At 58.7% G+C, this 17,132-nt stretch carries 15 protein-coding genes; 4 read left to right on the forward strand and 11 right to left on the reverse strand.

Annotated features, from left to right (window positions below; genetic code table 11):
• Positions 1–114 precede the first annotated feature (114 nt).
• A complete protein-coding gene (locus IAI51_RS12085) occupies positions 115–1,413 on the reverse strand; it encodes an SLC13 family permease (RefSeq protein WP_187678699.1) in 1,299 nt (432 codons plus the stop codon).
• A gap of 30 nt (positions 1,414–1,443) precedes the next feature.
• Positions 1,444–2,277 carry an amidohydrolase family protein gene (locus IAI51_RS12090; RefSeq protein WP_187678700.1) on the reverse strand — a complete coding sequence of 278 codons (834 nt, stop codon included), beginning with the start codon at positions 2,275–2,277 and terminating at the stop codon, positions 1,444–1,446.
• Between the two features lie 212 nt (positions 2,278–2,489).
• Here IAI51_RS12090 and IAI51_RS12095 point away from each other — a divergent pair, with 212 nt between their 5' ends.
• Positions 2,490–3,227, forward strand: a complete 738-nt coding sequence (locus tag IAI51_RS12095) for a GntR family transcriptional regulator (protein ID WP_187678701.1) — start codon at positions 2,490–2,492, stop codon at positions 3,225–3,227.
• On the opposite strand, the gene IAI51_RS12100 is transcribed toward IAI51_RS12095, so the two are convergent.
• From IAI51_RS12100 to IAI51_RS12125, 6 genes are all read right to left on the reverse strand, one after another.
• Positions 3,222–3,506: a DUF6124 family protein gene (locus IAI51_RS12100; RefSeq protein ID WP_410458001.1), complete on the reverse strand. Its 285-nt coding sequence runs from the start codon at positions 3,504–3,506 to the stop codon at positions 3,222–3,224. The genes IAI51_RS12095 and IAI51_RS12100 overlap by 6 nt on opposite strands.
• A gap of 210 nt (positions 3,507–3,716) precedes the next feature.
• A complete protein-coding gene (locus IAI51_RS12105) occupies positions 3,717–4,067 on the reverse strand; it encodes a copper-binding protein (protein WP_187678702.1) in 351 nt (116 codons plus the stop codon).
• A complete protein-coding gene (locus tag IAI51_RS12110; protein ID WP_187678703.1) occupies positions 4,064–7,222 on the reverse strand; it encodes an efflux RND transporter permease subunit in 3,159 nt (1,052 codons plus the stop codon). Before IAI51_RS12110 ends, IAI51_RS12105 begins: the two co-directional genes overlap by 4 nt.
• Complete coding sequence (locus IAI51_RS12115) at positions 7,219–8,703, reverse strand: efflux RND transporter periplasmic adaptor subunit (RefSeq protein WP_187678704.1); 1,485 nt, start codon at positions 8,701–8,703, stop codon at positions 7,219–7,221. The genes IAI51_RS12110 and IAI51_RS12115 overlap by 4 nt, the downstream gene beginning before the upstream one ends.
• Positions 8,700–9,956, reverse strand: a complete 1,257-nt coding sequence (locus IAI51_RS12120; RefSeq protein ID WP_134178162.1) for a TolC family protein — start codon at positions 9,954–9,956, stop codon at positions 8,700–8,702. The genes IAI51_RS12115 and IAI51_RS12120 overlap by 4 nt, the downstream gene beginning before the upstream one ends.
• A 100-nt stretch (positions 9,957–10,056) precedes the next feature.
• Positions 10,057–10,398, reverse strand: a complete 342-nt coding sequence (locus IAI51_RS12125; RefSeq protein WP_134178161.1) for a hypothetical protein — start codon at positions 10,396–10,398, stop codon at positions 10,057–10,059.
• Positions 10,399–10,615: 217 nt separating this feature from the next.
• On the opposite strand from IAI51_RS12125, the gene IAI51_RS12130 reads away from it, so the two are divergent.
• Positions 10,616–11,074, forward strand: a complete 459-nt coding sequence (locus IAI51_RS12130; RefSeq protein ID WP_187678705.1) for a metallophosphoesterase family protein — start codon at positions 10,616–10,618, stop codon at positions 11,072–11,074.
• Positions 11,075–11,145: 71 nt separating this feature from the next.
• Positions 11,146–13,530 carry a DUF3772 domain-containing protein gene (locus tag IAI51_RS12135; protein WP_187678706.1) on the forward strand — a complete coding sequence of 795 codons (2,385 nt, stop codon included), beginning with the start codon at positions 11,146–11,148 and terminating at the stop codon, positions 13,528–13,530.
• Positions 13,531–13,562: 32 nt separating this feature from the next.
• Here IAI51_RS12135 and IAI51_RS12140 read toward each other — a convergent pair whose 3' ends face one another.
• The 3 genes from IAI51_RS12140 to IAI51_RS12145 all read right to left on the reverse strand — a co-directional run bounded on the left by IAI51_RS12140 (position 13,563) and on the right by IAI51_RS12145 (position 15,928).
• Positions 13,563–14,597 carry an aldo/keto reductase gene (locus tag IAI51_RS12140; protein ID WP_187678707.1) on the reverse strand — a complete coding sequence of 345 codons (1,035 nt, stop codon included), beginning with the start codon at positions 14,595–14,597 and terminating at the stop codon, positions 13,563–13,565.
• Between the two features lie 220 nt (positions 14,598–14,817).
• Positions 14,818–15,105, reverse strand: coding sequence for a hypothetical protein (locus tag IAI51_RS27945; RefSeq protein WP_262410331.1), 288 nt, complete (start codon positions 15,103–15,105; stop codon positions 14,818–14,820).
• Between the two features lie 64 nt (positions 15,106–15,169).
• Positions 15,170–15,928 carry an AraC family transcriptional regulator gene (locus IAI51_RS12145; RefSeq protein ID WP_187678708.1) on the reverse strand — a complete coding sequence of 253 codons (759 nt, stop codon included), beginning with the start codon at positions 15,926–15,928 and terminating at the stop codon, positions 15,170–15,172.
• A 260-nt stretch (positions 15,929–16,188) separates the two neighbouring features.
• On the opposite strand from IAI51_RS12145, the gene IAI51_RS12150 reads away from it, so the two are divergent.
• Positions 16,189–17,115, forward strand: a complete 927-nt coding sequence (locus IAI51_RS12150; protein WP_187678709.1) for a 4-hydroxyproline epimerase — start codon at positions 16,189–16,191, stop codon at positions 17,113–17,115.
• Positions 17,116–17,132: the final 17 nt, after the last annotated feature.

The raw sequence follows: 17,132 nt of genomic DNA on the forward strand, positions 1-17,132 counted from the left end.
TCGGATGGCCTGCACACTTCCCAGCTCATCAATGATGGTCATTTTTCCCGATTGGTCGATCAACGTGCCAAACGCAACGGCTCGGCAAAGGCGCCGGGCCGTGAAGAGCCGTGCTTAGAGGAACGTCAGGACAGCGTTGAACACCAGTGCCGCGACAAAGCCAACAGGCGCTGCGCGAAACAGGAGCTGCTGGAATAGAGAGCTGCGACTCTGCTCCGTGGCACACGAGCCTAATATCAAGCTGCCACCCGAGGAGAACGGCGAGATGGAGGTGGCTTGAGCGCCCACGACGATGGCCACGAACAGGATCATCGGATCGAGCCCCAGTGCAGTGGCAAGCGGTGGCACCAACGGGAATAGCGCCGGCGTCACCACCCCCAGCGTGCTGGAGAACAGCGACATGAACGCCGCCACCACACCGAAGACAATCGGCACCATGATGGGCGCAATGCTATTGCCCATCCACGATGCAAGCAAACCGATGGTCCCGGCTTTGATCGCGACCGAAATCAGCATGCCTACACCGCAGATCATGATCAACGTGCCCCAGGGCACGGACGCCATTGCCTTGCGTTCGTCGCCCAGTTTCAGCAAGAGCGCGATCACCGAGAACAGGCTGGCGATCAAACCGATGTCCATCTTCGAATTGATGAAGCTCACCGTGGAGTTGTCCGGGAAGACAATTTGCGCGACGGGCGCCGCCAGTACGATCACCATCATCGCCAACGTCAGCCACAGGGTGATTGTCTGCTCGCGGTTCAGCGGCGACGGCACGGCGACCGCATAAGCGGACGCCTTCATCGCCTTGCCATGGCCGGTGAGAAACACTAATACCGAAATCACCGCCAGCGGTATCACCAGGGTACTGGCGAAAATCGCTGCGGCGTTGATGAAGGCCTCGTTTTCTGGGATGCCGGCATTGACCATCAAGCCACGAAAAATGATACCACTCTGGCTGGAAACGAAGTTGGCTCCGCTCAAGGCGCCATAGTTGACCGCCATGCCGCCCGTGATCAGGCTCATCCCGGTGCGCTCACACAGCAGCAGCGTGATGGGCGCCATGAACGCCAGCACTGTGTAGTAGCCCGCCCCCATCGCCGAGATGGTGGTTGCCGTGAAGAAGACCGCGAACGGCAACAATTGAGGCATCGACCGGCATCGATAAATCAGATGCTCCGCCAGTTTTTCAAGCGTGCCATTGACGGTGGCAAAACTATAGAACAGACAAACCGAGAAGATGATGAAGAAAATCTTCAACGGCCACAGGCTGATGACTTCGGACGGGCTCAACCCCATGCCGTAACAGCCGATCAGGTAAGCAAAAGCGATGGCGAACAGACCTATGTTGATCTTGGTCTTGTAACCCAGGGCAACGGCGATAACGATTGCCGCGACGACGAGCAGGCTCATCATGATGGAAGTCCTATTGTTGTTATTGATTGTTTAGCTGCATATGTCGAAGCCAAACAGCTTCGCCGGGTTGTCCTTGAGCACATGCGCCCGCTCGGCCGCGTCCGGTAGCAAGCCTTCGAGGAAAGCCACTTGCCGGGTATAGTCCGTCTGCTGTTCATACTGAGTGTTGGGCCAATCGCTGCCCCAGACGAGTCGCTGGAGACCGCCACTCGTGTCGCGCAACAGCGCCAGCCCATGCGATGCCTGGGCAAGATCGGATTGACTGCGGTACGCGGCGGACAGCTTGAGCCAAACCCCGTCATCGTTCAGCAACTCAAGAAACGCCTGATGGTTGGGGTTCCCGACATCGATGCCCCCCGTCGGCAGGCCGAAATGATCGATGACGACGGTCACACCGCAGGCCCTGATGGCCGATACGATCGGCGCCAGGTCATCGATGCCACGCTGAATTTCAACTTGCCATCCCCGCAGCGCCAACCGCTGGAACAGAGCGGTCCAGGCTGGGCCGCTGTAATCCGCCAGCGCCTTACCAATGAGATTCAAACGGATGCCGACCACACCCGCTTCGGCCAATTCGTCCAACTGGGTTTCGCTGACGTCGACATCCACCACCGCCACCCCACGCAAGCGCTGCGGATAACGGCGCAACGCGTCGAGCATGAAGTGATTGTCGGTGCCCAGAAAGCTCGGCTGAATCAACACGCCGTGTGAAAAACCGTGGCGATCCAGGTGATCCACGTATTGCTCCACTAAAGCGTTGTAACTCGGGCTGTAGCGACGGTTGGCAACCATCGGCAGATCTTGGCGGAAGACGTGGGCGTGCGTGTCCACACCGGTGAAGGCTGGCGGGTGAAGGCTGGTCATAAACAGATAACCCCGGTCGTTTGTTGTTATGGAAAATCACCTGCCGCCATGAGAAATCAGGTCCTTTTGCCCAATTTCCCATCGTCAGCATGTGTATAAAATTCGACAATTCATATATATGACTAGATCACCATATATTCACGGATGGATATCTGTCAAACCTCACACAGGTGATAAAGTGGCTCGGCATGCCGAAAAGGAATCAAAGAAAAATGAACGCCCCTACCCTCGGATACGACGAGCGCTTGCCGCTCTATCAGCGCCTGCGAGAAGAAATGCTCGCCAAGATCGCCACCGGCGAATGGATGCCAGGTTCGCCCATCCCCACGGAGGCCGAGCTCACCAAACACTATGGTGTGGCCATCGGCACGGTACGAAAGGCCGTGGATACACTGGTCAATGAAGGTCTGCTCCTGCGCAGCCAAGGCCGGGGCACCTACGTGCGCCGCCCCAACTTCGATGCCTCACTGGCGCGATTCTTCAGGCAAGTGAATGCCGCGGGTGGGCGCGAAATACCGACCAGCCGCATCTTGGCAAAGAACCGGCAAAAACCCTCACAGCTGGTGGCAACAGCACTGAAGTTGCAGGACGGCGAAGACGTCGTGCATCTGGAACGGCTGCGGATGGTTGAAAGCCGCACACTGTTTCACGAGGATATCTGGCTCCCCGCCACACGGTTCGGCGTATTGCTGGAAATTAATTCCGAAAGCTTCGGCGACCTGCTCTACCCGTTTTATGAAACCCAGTGCGGCCAATGTATCGGCTCGGCGACAGAGACCCTCACCGTAGAGCAAGCCGACCGGGCCACCGCCAAAATCCTTTCGATCAAAGAAGGCGCCCCGGTCGTCACCATCGAGCGCACCGCCCTCGGCTATGACCGCTCCCCGCTCGAATACCGAATTTCCCGCGCGGCGGCCGAGGGGTTCAGGTACCAGATCGATATCTCATGAGCAGTGACAAGGGCACCCACGCCCTCGCCGCCCGGTGTCGGGATTACGCCAGCGGTCCAGCCGATCCAGCTCTCGATTGACCGCCAACTCACCGAGCATGATGATCTGCACAATCCCCAACAACGCATTACGACTCGGCCACTGAAACGTCTGCGCCAAGTCGCAGGCCATTACAATGGCCGACGCCAAGGATTCACAGGCGTGAACCAGCAAGTCTTCCGTGTCGAAATCCGGGTTAATCGCATACATTGTGCTCGGGACCCGGCTGCGGGTTTTGATGTCTTCGGTGTTGAGGTAATAGGCGAGGGAGTTAGCCTTATGGGCGCCACATTTGGAGCAAAACCGAAAGGGAACTTCAGGTGAGCATCCGCGTAGGGTCCAGGCTGCCAGAAGCAGTCATTGAGCATTCTTCGGACCTACCTCTTTTTCCGCTCAGTGTATGAACAGCTAGTGACCGGCGTTAGCAAGATGCCGGTCACTTCCACTATTTTATTTACTGATGGACACAATGGTGGCTCTGCCACCATCTAGCCGAAACGAAAACGAAACACGGTCTCCAGCCGTCAACCCTTTCAGTTGATCGTCCGATACGGAAAAGGCCATGGTCATCGGGGGCCATTGCACAGCTGGAACAGCGCCGTGAGAGATGGTCACCGTATGCTTCGTAGAATCTATAGCCTTGATCGTTCCGTCGGCGGTGGCGACTGGAGCCTGTTTTGTTTCCTGCTCCATCTTCATGCCATCCATACCGTCCATTTTCATACCCGGCATGTCCTCTGCCAGCGCCGAAAAAGACAGCGTAACTACGGTGCTAGCAACTGCAATCATGGTCAATTTCATACAACTTTTCCTTGAGGTTTTTTGGGTTCAACTGCGAGGCGGCGGCGACGCATCAGGCGATAAGCTGCCGGAATGACAAACAGGGAAAGCAAGGGTGCCGTGATCATGCCGCCCACCATGGGCGCGGCGATGCGACTCATCACTTCGCTCCCAGTACCGCTGCCCAACAGAATGGGCAGCAGGCCGGCAATAATGACGGCTACGGTCATGGCCTTGGGGCGAACGCGCTGCACAGCACCTTCACGAATCGCCGCGACCAATCCACGCTCAGTGCTGTCGCCGAGGTCTTCACGTTCGGCCCAGGCGTTCTTCAGATAGAGCAGCATGATCACGCCAAACTCGGCAGAAACCCCGGCCAAGGCGATAAAGCCAACACCGGTAGCGACCGAAAGATTGAATCCCAACAGATAGAGGAACCATGCCCCGCCCGTCAGTGCGAATGGCAGCGTGGCCATGATCAGCAAGGCCTCATCGAAGCGGGCGAACGTCAGGTAGAGCAATACGAAGATGATCAACAGCGTGGCAGGCACCACCAGCTTGAGTCTTGCGTTGGCCCGTTCGAGAAACTCGAACTGCCCTGAGTAACTCAGACTCATGCCGGGCTGCAACTTGACCTGCTCATTGACGACCCGGCGTAGATCAGCAACTACCGAGGCAATGTCCCGGCCACGCACGTCGATGTATACCCAACCAGAGGGCCGCGCGTTCTCGCTCTTGAGCATCGGCGGACCGTCAGTAACTTTGACCTTCGCCACGGTACCGAGGGTGATCTGGCTACCTAGCGGGGTATAGATCGGCAATTGCTCCAAGGCACCGAGCGAGTCACGCCACTCTCGTGGGTAACGCACGTTGATCGGGAAGCGTGCGAGCCCTTCAATGGTCTCACCAACATTTTCACCGCCGATAGCGCCGGCCACGATGGACTGAACATCGGCGATATTCAGTCCGTAGCGAGCGGCGGCTTTGCGGTCGATATCCACGTCGATATAGCGGCCACCGGTCAGACGCTCGGCCAGAGCCGAACTGACGCCGGACACGCCCTTGGCCACTCGCTCAACCGCCTGAGTCGCAGCATCAATTTCCGTCAGGTTGGTACCGGCAACTTTCACGCCGATGGGACTCTTGATCCCGGTCGCCAGCATGTCGATACGGTTGCGAATCGGTGGTATCCAGATATTGGTTAGCCCAGGAACCCGTACCACTCGATCCAGTTCTTCCACCAACTTTTCCTGGGTCATGCCTGCACGCCATTGCTCGTGCGGCTTGAACTGGATGGTGGTTTCGAACATCTCCAGCGGTGCCGGGTCGGTGGCGGTTTCAGCGCGTCCGGCTTTACCGAAGACATGTTCGACCTCTGGGACGGTCTTGATCAAACGGTCGGTCTGTTGCAGCAGTTGCGCGGCCTTCTGCGCCGACAGCCCCGGCAAAGCCGAAGGCATATAGAGCAGATCGCCTTCGTCCAGCGGTGGAAGAAACTCACCACCCAATCGAGACATTGGCCACAGCGCACTGACAAAAACCAACAGCGCCACCAGTAGCGTGACTTTGGGGCGGCGTAGCACCGCATCCAAGGCTGGCTGATAGATCCTGATCAACCAACGGTTCAACGGGTTCTGTTGCTCATTGGGGATTCGTCCTCTGATCCAATAGCCCATCAGCACTGGCACCAAGGTCACTGACAATCCCGCCGCTGCGGCCATGGCGTAGGTCTTGGTGAACGCCAAAGGGCCAAACAGCCGACCCTCCTGGGCTTCCAGCGTGAACACCGGGATGAACGACAGAGTGATGATCAACAAACAGAAGAATAGCGCCGGGCCTACCTCTGCCGCCGCCTCAGTCATTACATGCCAATGACGCTCCCCCTTCAGTTCTTCCCCCGGATTGGCCGCGTGCCAAGCCTCAATCTTCTTGTGCGCGTTCTCGATCATCACCACGGCGGCATCGACCATGGCGCCGATGGCGATGGCTATTCCGCCCAAGGACATGATGTTGGCGTTGATGCCCTGATAGCGCATGACGATGAAGGCAATCAGCACCCCCACCGGCAGCGAAATGATCGCCACCAGGGATGAACGCAGGTGCCAGAGGAAGATCCCACACACCAGCGCGACGACGATGAACTCTTCGATGAGCTTGTGGCTGAGATTTTCCACCGCGCGGTCGATCAGCTTGCTGCGGTCGTAGGTCGTGACGATTTCCACCCCGGCCGGCAGGCTGCTTTTCAGTTCGTCGAGTTTGGTCTTGACCGCCGCAATGGTCTCGCGAGCATTCTTGCCGCTGCGCAAAATCACCACGCCGCCGACGGTCTCGCCTTCGCCGTCGAGTTCAGTAATGCCACGCCGCATTTCCGGTCCCAACTGAATCGTCGCGACATCGCCAAGGGTTACCGGCACACCGCCGAAACCCAGTTTGAGCGGGATCGCCCGAAAGTCATTAAGCGTCTTCAAGTATCCGGAAGCGCGCACGATGAACTCGGTCTCTGCCATCTCCAGCACGGCACCACCGGTTTCCTGATTGGCCTTGCCGATAGCGTCGGTCACCTCAGCCTGAGTGATACCGAGGCTGGCCAGTTTGAGCGGATCAATCTGCACCTGGTACTGCTTGACCATGCCACCCACGGTGGCCACTTCCGCAACGTTGGGCAGGGTCTTGAGTTCGAACTTGAGGAACCAGTCCTGAAGTGCGCGTAGCTGCGCCAGGTCGTGTCCTCCACTGCGATCTACCAATGCGTACTGATAGATCCAGCCCACGCCCGTCGCATCCGGCCCCAACGCCGGCTTGGCGCTGGCCGGCAACCGACTTTGTATTTGGCTCAGATACTCCAACACCCGCGAGCGAGCCCAGTACAAGTCCGTGCCGTCTTCGAACAGCACGTAAACGAAGCTGTCACCGAAGAAGGAATAACCACGCACAGTCTTGGCTCCCGGTACTGAGAGCATGGTGGTGGCCAACGGATAGGTCACCTGGTTCTCGACGATCTGCGGCGCTTGTCCCGGATAAGGGGTCCGGATGATCACCTGAACATCCGAGAGATCTGGCAGCGCATCGATGGGCGTGCTCTGCACTGACCAGATGCCCCAGGCCGTAACGAACAGCGTCGCCAGTAGCACCAGGAATCGGTTGGCCACTGACCAGCGAATCAGGGCCGCGATCATGGCTGGCTCCCCGATTTATCCAGACGCTCAACACGCAAGCCATCATCGGTCTGGCTCACCGCAATCCGAACCTTGTCACCCGCTTTCAGTCCCTGCACCAGAGTCGGATTGGCGAGTGGAAACGTCATCGTCATGCCTGGCATGCCCAGTGTCTTGAAGGGACCGTGGGCAAGCGTGACTTCTTTATCGTTGATCTCAACGATCTGCCCATCCGCTTCATGAAAGCTGGAGGCTGCTGCGCTGGGTGGTGACTCTTTCTCCGTGCTTGCAACAACGCCCTTGAGACTGGCCTCCGAGTCGAGCAAGAACTGGCCAGAGGTAACCACCTTCTGACCTCCTTCCAGACCTTTCAATATCGCCGTCTTGCCATCGCTTTCCTGCCCGAGTTGCACTTCAACAGGGCGGTAGCGACCCGCGTCTTCGGCGAGCATCACCAAGGCACGTCGGCCAGTGCGAATGACGGCTTCGCTCGGCACCCACAACACACTTTGCTCAGTTGAGCGGTTCAGGCGTACCTGTGCGGTCATACCCGGTCTGAGGCGCCCGTCCGGATTGGGCAGTTCCACCCGCACGCGAAGGGTGCGGCTGTCGGGATTGGTCTCGGGCAAAATCGCGCTGACCTTGCCATTGAGTATTGTCCCTGGGAAAGCTGGCAGACGCGCTTCGACTGCCTGTCCCGTGGTGATCGATCCGGCATCCGATTCTGGTACGGCCACAGCTAGCCAGACACTGCTCAAGCCATTAACGCGTGCCAGGGTGTCGCCGGTCGCCACGGTCATACCCGCGCGCACGTTCAACTCTTGCAGCACACCGGCAATGGGAGTGGTCAAAGTCAGGTACGGCTGAACCTTACCGACACGCTCTACCTGAGTAATCAGCGCTGCCGGCATCCCTGTGAGCCGCAGACGCTGACGGGCCGCATCCAACAGGGCAGCATCCCCGTTGCGTTTCAGGGCAAGGAACTCTGTCTGAGCCGCGGCCCATTCCGGCACCAGGATATCTGCCAACGCCGCGTTGGCTTTGAGCACATCACCGGACGCATGGGCATAGACCCGCTCCACAAAGCCAGCGGTGCGTGCCTGAATCACAGCGACATCACGTTCGTTGAACACCAAGACACCTGTCACGTCGAGACTGGAATCAAAGATCCCACGGGTGACGGTCGCAAAACGCAGTCCGAGATTTTGGGTCAGACTTGGATCGATACTGACGGTCGCTCGATCCCCTGCGCCGCTGGCGTACTGCGGGACCAGTTGCATGTCCATGAAGGGGGACTTACCCGGCTTATCGAACTTTTGCTGCGGGTACATGGGGTCGTACCAATACAGTGCTTTACGTTCACCCGGTGAATTGAGGCTCTGCTCTGGGGTGGAAACTGGTACTGCGCTCATGCGCTGATGCGCGAACCAGTAACCACCGGCAACACCCAATGCCAACGAGATGCCCACCAGCAATACCCCATTCCATTTTTTGAGGTTCATTGGCTGGACTCCCCATAAGCAAAATAAAGACGCGCACTGGTCAGCGCTCGCTGTTCTTCCACGTCGATCTGTTTGAGGCGGGCTTCGATGAGTTCACGTCGGGCGGCAACAACGGCGTTCAAATCGCCTTTGCCGGCACGGTAACTGGCCATGCTGAGGTCGACCTTTTCCTTGGCCAGCGGCAACAGGCTTTCCTGGTTTCGGCGCACGGCACGATTCAGACGCTCATAGTCGGCCAGTTCGCTCTCCAGTTGCTGAGTGTGCTCGCGTGACAGGGCTTCGCGCTCGGCCTCAAGCTGACTGAGTTCAGCCTGTTTGGCGGCGATTTTGGGGTTTTGGCGCGAGTCAGGAAACAGCGGCAGGTCCCAGGAAAATTGCACGCTGACCATATCGCCAAACTCACGGCCACGGCGCTGATAATCCAGTTCCCAGCTCCAGTCCGACTGCTTCTCCGACACGGCTTCACGAACCTTGGCTTGCGCTTCACGGGTCATCGGCGCAAACGCTGCCAGCTCGGGATGATGTTGCAGTTTATGGGCGTAGCCGGAGGTATCGACGGGCCATTCAGGCAAGCTGCCCACAGGCTTATCGTTGGCGGCGGAGCCAACCCAGCGTTTGAGGGCTGCTCGGGCCTGCGCTCTCTGGAGAATCAGATTGTCCTGTTGCTCCGCCAGTTGAGCTGCTTCCTGCTTGGGTGTCACCGCATCGGCGGGTTGAGCGCGGCCACCGGCAATCTGGGCCCGGACGGTATCGGTCAACAGGCGATTTTCTTTGTAGAAGTCCTGGAACAGCGCATCTTTACGCTCAACCGAGTAACTACTGATCCAGGCCAACGCCGTGGACTGGCGTACCTTCAGACGTTCGACTCGACGCTCCGCAGCGGCGCGATCAATGGCCGCATCAGCGACCTCGACGCGCGCTTTGCGCTTATCGCTGTTGGGCATCTCTTGCCTGACCCCGACCATTTGCATGGTCATGAAGTCCTGGTCGATGCTCCAGCGATCCGGACCGCCAATGGGGTAGTTCTGCACACCTAGCAGTAGCTTGGGGTCAGGTAGTTCACCGGCTGGAATAGCTGCACTGCTGGCAGCCTGAATTTTGGCGTCTTGTGCGGTCAGCGACGGCGCATTGTTTTCGGCCAGCCGCAACGCTTCATCGAGTGTCAATGCGGCAGCGAAGCTCGGCAATGCCAGTACGCTTGCCGCCAGACCGGCCACGAGGGACCAGCCTGTGCAATAGCACTTGGAGTTCATGTTTACGATTCCTGTGATCATCCACTGCACGCGTCAAAAAGACATGCGCGCAGCTAGTCCATCCCGCTAATGCGGAAAGAGGCTCAAAGTGGGACAGGAATCAAACGCGAGGCGGTCGCCATACCCCGGACGGGGTCTGTACGGGTAGGGAATTGCTGAAGAAGGTAAGCACGACGGGGCTGAATACGGTTACTTGAGGCTTGAAGATCGAGACTTGCAGCATGCCACCTGTTTTGCATTCCTGGCCCGGCTTACAAGGTTTGCCGTGCTCGGAAGGGCTTTTCATATCGTTGCAGCAGTCCATGCCCATGTCGTCCATCATCGCCATACCCATCGTCTTCATTGGGCACGGTTCTGTCGGTGCTTGGACACCCGCCATCCCGCTGAGGGGAAGCGCCAAGCTAATCATGAAGATGATGCAAAACCGCAGATAGCGTTTCATGGGCTGGAGTGTAGTCGCTGCAAATGGCTCTTACAATTGGAAGCGGTCGACCCAATAGGCCTGCCAAAGGCGATAAAACACATCCTGAGTTAAGCCAGCATTACCGACGCGGAATAAAGCTTCTGAGACGCAGTTTCTAGATCTGCAAGTGATTCAAAAACGATCAAGGCATCACTCAAGCCAGCAGCCCCCATCCCAACCCTGCTAATCTCCCCCAATGAAAACCGCCATTATCTCCGATACCCATGGCCTCCTCCGCCCCGAAGCCCTCGCCGCCCTCCAAGGCTGCGACCTCATCATCCACGCTGGTGACATCGGCAACCCCGAAATTCTGGATCAACTTTCCGAAATTGCGCCGCTCCACGCCGTACGCGGCAACAACGACCTGAACCTGCCCTGGGCCGCCGACCTCCCCGACTACCTCACCTTCGACCTCAACGGCTGGCAAACCCTGCTCACCCACGATATCGCCGACGTCCCCACCGATCTCGACAGCCACGTCAAACGGGTCATTACCGGCCACTCGCACAAACCCTGCATCGAATGGCGCGGTGATCGTCTGTACCTCAATCCCGGCAGCGCCGGTCGTCGTCGTTTCAAACTCCCGGTCACTCTGGCGTTGCTCGACGTCACCCCAGACGCCCTGCAACCCCAGATAATCCACCTCCTCCCCTGAAACTTTTCCTCAATCCTCGTACCGATCACCTAACCTCATAAACTGTGTGATCAATTCGGGTCTACCCCTCCATGCGCAACACATTGAAGTCATTGTTTTTTGTCGCGCTCACGTTGCTTGCTCCGGGCGGTTCGTCGCTATGGGCGGCTGATCTACCGGCGCCTTCCACGATGGCTGCCGCGCCAGCTACGGTCATTTCCCAAAACGACTTGCAAGCCCTTCAACAACGCCTCGACGGGCTCAAGCAACAAATCTCGTCTGCCAACAATTACAACCAGCTCGAAGGGCCGCAGGATCGGGTGCAGGCGTTCATTCTGGATGTTGATCGGTTGTCGGCGTCGTTGTTGCCGCAGCAGGCGCAACTGGCGGTGCAATTGGGTGTGTTGGGGGCGGCGCCGGATACCGGGGTGGCGTCTGAGCAGGCGGATATCATTGCGCAGCGGGCGTCGCTGGCAGAACAAAAGAACAAGGTTGATGCGACGCTGAAGAATCTGGCGGCGTTGAAGCAGAGCGCGGCGGATCTGATCACGCAGATTGCCGGGATCCGGCGCACGTTGCTGGAGAGTGAGCTGACGCTGCGCACCAACAGTGTGTTGAGTCCGGATTTCTGGGCGCCACTGATCAAACCCCGGCCCGATGATCGGCAACGTTTTAGTTTTTTTGTAGATCGGGTGGGCGATACGTGGGCCAGGGTCTGGGCGCCGGGGCAGCGTTTTTATACCAGTGTGCTGGTGTTGTTGGCGTTGGTGATCTGGACGTTCGGACGCAGGCTGGCCGAGCGTGGGCTGACGTGGGTGTGCATCCATCGCATGCCGGAGGGGCGTGTGCGCCGCAGTGCATTGGCGTTCGCTTCGGCGTTGGCGACCATTGTCACCACGGGCATTGCCCTGCAACTACTGTTCTACGCCCTCACCCGCCACGCACCTTTGCCGCCGGTGCTGGATACGTTTTCCGAGGAGTTCGAAAAGGTCGTGTACGCCTGCGTGTTGATCACCGGGCTGAGCCGCGCGCTGCTCTCGACCAAACATCCGTCGTGGCGGCTGCCGGCGATTGCCGATCCGGTAGCGCTGGCACTGAAGCCTTACCCGCGCATTCTTTCCGGCACGTTGCTGGTGCTGGTGACACTGGTGCAGGTCAGCAACGCCACCGGCATGAGCAGCCAGATCGTGCTCGCCGGGCGGGGCGTGATCGCGATTGCTGTAATGGTGATCATCGTGGCAATGCTGTTGCGGGTCAGCAAAGTGCGCAAGGCAATGATTGCTGCCAACGACACATCGGCGGCAGGCAACGTGTTCGCCGGGGTGATTTACACCGTCGCCAGTGTTTCGATGTTTGTCTCGATGGCTGCGTTGCTCATCGGTTATGTGTCGCTGGCCCGGTTCATTACTTATGAAGTGGTGTGGGCGTACATCGTACTGTCGGGGTTTTACTTGCTGATCCAATTCATCAAGGACGGCTGCGAATATGTGTTTTCGCCCAAACATTCGAGCGGAAAGGCGCTTAAGCAGTTGCTGGGGATTGGTGATCGGCGGCTGGATCAGATCTCGATTCTATTGTCCGGGTTCAGCCGCGCCGGGCTGTTGCTGCTGGCGGTGATTGCGCTGTTTGTCGGCGGCATCGGCACCACGCTCGGGCAACTACTAAGCAACATCATGGCCATTCTCGGCGGCGCCGGGTTGCGCAAACTGAACATCGTCCCCGGGCATCTGCTCAATGCGGTACTGGCGTTGTTGATCGGCATCTACCTGATTCGCGCCCTGCGCCGCTGGCTGGACAACGAGTTCCTGCCCAAGACTGATATGGACCCGGGCATGTGCGCGTCGTTGAGCACGCTGTTTTCCAATATCGGTTATGCGCTGGTGATCCTGTTGACGCTGTCGTCGCTGGGGGTGCAGTGGACCAACCTGGCGTGGATCGTCAGTGCGCTGTCGGTGGGGATCGGTTTTGGTTTACAGGAGATCGTGAAGAACTTCGTTTCGGGTCTGATTCTGCTGACCGAGCGTCCGGTGAAGGTCGGCGATTTGATCAGTATCAGTGGCGTCGAGGGTGATATCCGCCGGATCAACGTCCGCGCTACGGAGATACAGCTCAGCGACCGCTCGATTGTGATCGTGCCCAACTCGCAATTGATCTCGCAGAACTTGCGCAACGTTACGCTAGGGGGGAGCGCCCAGGGCGTGGCATCGCTTGAATTGGTATTCCCGCTGGATATCGATCCTGAGGAGGTGAAGGAGCTGTTGCTAAACACTTATCGAGAGAACGAAAGCATCCTCGATAAACCGGCGTCGTTTGTGCGTTTCAGCAAGTTGTCGCAGGACGGGATTACGTTGACGATTACCGGTTATGTAGGCAGCCCGAGGATTGTCGGGGTGACCAAGAGTGATTTGTTGTTCGAGATTCTCAAGCGGCTGGGGGCGGCGGGTATTGAGTTGGCGAAGCTGCCGGCGAGTGCCTGAAGCGGCTTTTATGTCTCGATACATCTGCGGCGTCAACGAACGACCCGGCTCGGCGCATCGATGAGGTCTGCCTTGCCTCCGGCAAGCGAGGGCGCCGAAGCAGTGACGATGTCGTGTGGAAATCCGAGGGATATTGCGCTGGCACTATCCAGATGTTCCAGTTGTTCCACCGTCAATTTAACGTCCGCTGACGCAAGGTTATCGGCCATCTGCTCCGGCGTGCGCGGACCAATGATGGGGAGTGTTCCCTTGGCCAGAACCCAGGCGATTGCGATCTGACCCGGTGAATGGCCGGTCTCTTTGGCGATCGCCAACACTGAATCCACAGTTGCGGTCTTGCGCTCGCTGCTCTCGTCGTGGATGACCGCCCCCAAACCCTGGGCACGACCGGTTTCCCCTTTGCGGTACTTACCGGTCAGCAAACCACCGCCTAGCGGTGACCATCCAACGGTTCCCAAATTGAAAGCGGCCGCCATCGGCAGAAGTTCGCGTTCGGCCGACCGCTCCACCAGACTGTGTTCCAACTGCACCGCCGAAATAGCCGACCAGCCACGAAGCTCGGCCAGGGTGGCGGCCGTCGCCACCCGCCAGGCCGGGAAGTCTGACAATCCACCATAGAGAACTTTGCCAGAGCGGATCAGATCGTCCAGCCCCCGTACGATTTCTTCGACAGGCGTCACGCCATCGGGCATATGCACCCATAACAGATCAATTCGATCTGTCTTGAGGCGCTTGAGGCTAGCTTCCACCGAGCTGAGCATGGCTTTGCGGCTATTGCCGGAACGCAGGACGCCGGCACCAGGTGAATCACCGAGCGAGAATTTGGTCGCCAGCACGACTTCATCGCGCTCGGTAGCCATGAAATCGCCGAGCATTGATTCCGATTGTCCGAATTGATATTGATCGGCCGTATCAATGAAGTTGCCGCCCGCTTCACGGTAACCGTTGTAGATTTTTCGCGCTTCGTCCTGATCGGAGCCATAGCCCCAGCCTTTACCGAAGTTGCCAGTGCCCAGCGCGAGCGAAGATACCCGCAGGCCGGTATTGCCGAAGATTCGATAACGCATGGCTTGCTCCTTCCAAGCAGGAGGCTACAGCGACCTGCGCTGGGTTGAACGTGAATGGATGCGCAAGAAGTTTAGACGGCTGATTGCAGTCTTGCTGCAGGCGGTAATGGGCGCTATCCACCGATCATTACCGACGAGATGAGCCGCTATCTGCTGCTCTGTCGGGTACTGCGCAGCATGCATGAGAGCCGACGCAACAGGGCTTTGAGCGGGCCTCCCGTCATTTGCACTTGGCCAATACCACCTGACAGGTATTCGGCGTGCCCCCCGATCGCCCGGCGTAGCGCATGCAATTGGTCATGGATTTTTGCCGAGCCATGTTCAGGCTGGAACCCCAGGCGAGACCGCCCTCCCCAACCGTCGGCAGCGCCTTGGCATAGCAGCTGTCGCCGACGCCTGATGGCGGATAGTGTTTTCGGTTTGAGCAGCCGCCGCTCAGCGCCAGGCTGAGGGCGATCAAGATGGACAAGGGCCACAGCGAGCATCGGCGTCTGAGTATTCCCCTCATCGCGTTTCTCCTGCCGCAATCGGGTCGTGACGTATTGAGTCTAGTCGGTATGCGCAGCGGCCTCTCACTGCTCCGTCGCCTGACGATACTCCCGGGGCGTAAACCCGGTCGAAGCCTTGAACTGCCGGGTAAACGCACTGTGATCGGTGTAACCGCATTGCAGCGCAACGTCGGTGATCGGTAAATCGGTATGCAGCAGACGATGCGCATGTTCCAGCCGCACCTTCTGGATCATCTGCCGTGGCGTCAGGTGGAACACCCGTTTGCAGTAGCGTTCCAGTTGCGCCACGGAAATACCGGCAATGCGCGTCAGTTCGCCCAATGTGACGCGGCGGTTGAAGTGCGTGCGGATGTGTTCGTCGACAGCGGCCAGCCGCTCAAACGCCGGGTGGGTTTCGCTGGCTGATTGCAGATCGACGGAGATGCCGGCCAGCCCGATGATCTGCCCCTCGCGGTTGTACAGCGGTTGTTTATGAGTCAGGCACCAACCCGGTTCGCGACTGCCGTACAGATGCAGTTCCAGCTGATCCTCCAGCACAAAGCCCTCTTCCAGCACTTTGCGATCCTGTTCGGTGTAGCCCGGCCCCAATTGCGCCGGGAACACCTGCACGCTGGTTTTGCCGAGCAACGGACGCAAGTCCTTCAAACCACAGCGCTGCACCAGTGTGCGGTTAGCGAGGACGTAACGGGCTTGAACATCCTTGATGAATATCGCTGCGTTGGGGATCACATCGAGCATCGGCAACAGCAGCGCGGCGCCGGCCAATAGCTCGTCCAGGGTTTGCGGGCGGCTCTGAGACAGCATCGAAAAGGCGCTCTTCATTGAAGATCCCTCCCTGTTCGTGGATATGCCAAGTGCCCGTGCTGCGGCAGTCGCGAGCAGATTGCAGCATCGCTCAAGTCGTGTCGAGGGCCGCGTTTCATCGGCGCAACTGTGCCGATTTCGTCATCGATCCCGCTGAAAAACATCAATCACCGCCCTGTCGATGAGTTCAAAGTTTGCCCGTCCCAGTGACACAACTGCCAGCACCGTGAACACACGCCCTGCCGGCGCCTACTGAAATCACTCAACGGGGCACGTCCATGAAACGAGTACACGTCATCGATTCCCACACCGGCGGTGAACCCACGCGCCTGGTGATGAACGGCTTCCCCGAACTGCCCGGCGGCACCATGGCCGAAAAACGCGACGCCCTGCGCACTCAGCATGATCCATGGCGCCGCGCCTGCCTGCTGGAACCGCGCGGCAACGATGTGTTGGTCGGTGCGCTGTACTGCGAGCCGGTATCGGCGGACGCCACGTGTGGGGTGATTTTCTTTAACAATGCCGGGTATCTCGGCATGTGCGGCCACGGCACCATCGGCCTGATCAATTCGTTGCACTACCTGGGACTGATCGCGCCGGGCGAGCACAAGATCGACACACCCGTCGGCGCGGTCACCGCGACATTGCATGAAGACAGCAGCGTGACCCTGGGTAACGTGCCGTCCTGGCGTTATCGCAAACAGGTGCCGGTGGAAGTGCCGGGTTACGGCCGTGTGTCCGGCGATATCGCTTATGGCGGCAACTGGTTTTTCCTCGTCTCCGAGCATGGGCAAACGCTGAGCATGGACAACGTTGAACACCTCACCGCGTACACCTGGGCGATGCTCAAGGCTCTCGAAGATCAAGGCATCTATGGCGAGGACGGTGCCGTGATCGACCACATCGAGCTGTTCGCTGACGACGCCAATGCCGACAGCCGCAACTTCGTCATGTGCCCCGGCAAAGCCTATGACCGCTCACCCTGCGGTACCGGCACCAGCGCCAAACTCGCCTGCCTGGCCGCCGACGACAAGCTGCGACCCGGCGAGCGCTGGGTGCAGGCGAGCATCACGGGCAGCCAGTTCGAGGGCCGCTTCGAATGGGCAGGCGAACGCATTCGCCCGTACATCACTGGCCGCGCCTACATGACCGCCGACAGCACGTTGCTGATCGACGAAGAAGACCCGTTCGCGTGGGGTATCTGAGCTGCTGCGCTGACTTT

The organism is Pseudomonas sp. N40(2020) (assembly GCF_014472415.1).
Lineage (GTDB): Bacteria > Pseudomonadota > Gammaproteobacteria > Pseudomonadales > Pseudomonadaceae > Aquipseudomonas.

Excerpts from the sequence above, each read along its gene's own strand:
- IAI51_RS12085 (WP_187678699.1), bottom strand. The coding sequence starts at position 1,413 with ATGATGAGCCTGCTCGTCGTCGCGGCAATCGTTATCGCCGTTGCCCTG.
- IAI51_RS12090 (WP_187678700.1), bottom strand. The coding sequence starts at position 2,277 with ATGACCAGCCTTCACCCGCCAGCCTTCACCGGTGTGGACACGCACGCC.
- IAI51_RS12095 (WP_187678701.1), top strand. The coding sequence starts at position 2,490 with ATGAACGCCCCTACCCTCGGATACGACGAGCGCTTGCCGCTCTATCAG.
- IAI51_RS12105 (WP_187678702.1), bottom strand. The coding sequence starts at position 4,067 with ATGAAATTGACCATGATTGCAGTTGCTAGCACCGTAGTTACGCTGTCT.
- IAI51_RS12110 (WP_187678703.1), bottom strand. The coding sequence starts at position 7,222 with ATGATCGCGGCCCTGATTCGCTGGTCAGTGGCCAACCGATTCCTGGTG.
- IAI51_RS12115 (WP_187678704.1), bottom strand. The coding sequence starts at position 8,703 with ATGAACCTCAAAAAATGGAATGGGGTATTGCTGGTGGGCATCTCGTTG.
- IAI51_RS12120 (WP_134178162.1), bottom strand. The coding sequence starts at position 9,956 with ATGAACTCCAAGTGCTATTGCACAGGCTGGTCCCTCGTGGCCGGTCTG.
- IAI51_RS12125 (WP_134178161.1), bottom strand. The coding sequence starts at position 10,398 with ATGAAACGCTATCTGCGGTTTTGCATCATCTTCATGATTAGCTTGGCG.
- IAI51_RS12130 (WP_187678705.1), top strand. The coding sequence starts at position 10,616 with ATGAAAACCGCCATTATCTCCGATACCCATGGCCTCCTCCGCCCCGAA.
- IAI51_RS12135 (WP_187678706.1), top strand. The coding sequence starts at position 11,146 with ATGCGCAACACATTGAAGTCATTGTTTTTTGTCGCGCTCACGTTGCTT.
- IAI51_RS12140 (WP_187678707.1), bottom strand. The coding sequence starts at position 14,597 with ATGCGTTATCGAATCTTCGGCAATACCGGCCTGCGGGTATCTTCGCTC.
- IAI51_RS27945 (WP_262410331.1), bottom strand. The coding sequence starts at position 15,105 with ATGAGGGGAATACTCAGACGCCGATGCTCGCTGTGGCCCTTGTCCATC.
- IAI51_RS12145 (WP_187678708.1), bottom strand. The coding sequence starts at position 15,928 with ATGAAGAGCGCCTTTTCGATGCTGTCTCAGAGCCGCCCGCAAACCCTG.
- IAI51_RS12150 (WP_187678709.1), top strand. The coding sequence starts at position 16,189 with ATGAAACGAGTACACGTCATCGATTCCCACACCGGCGGTGAACCCACG.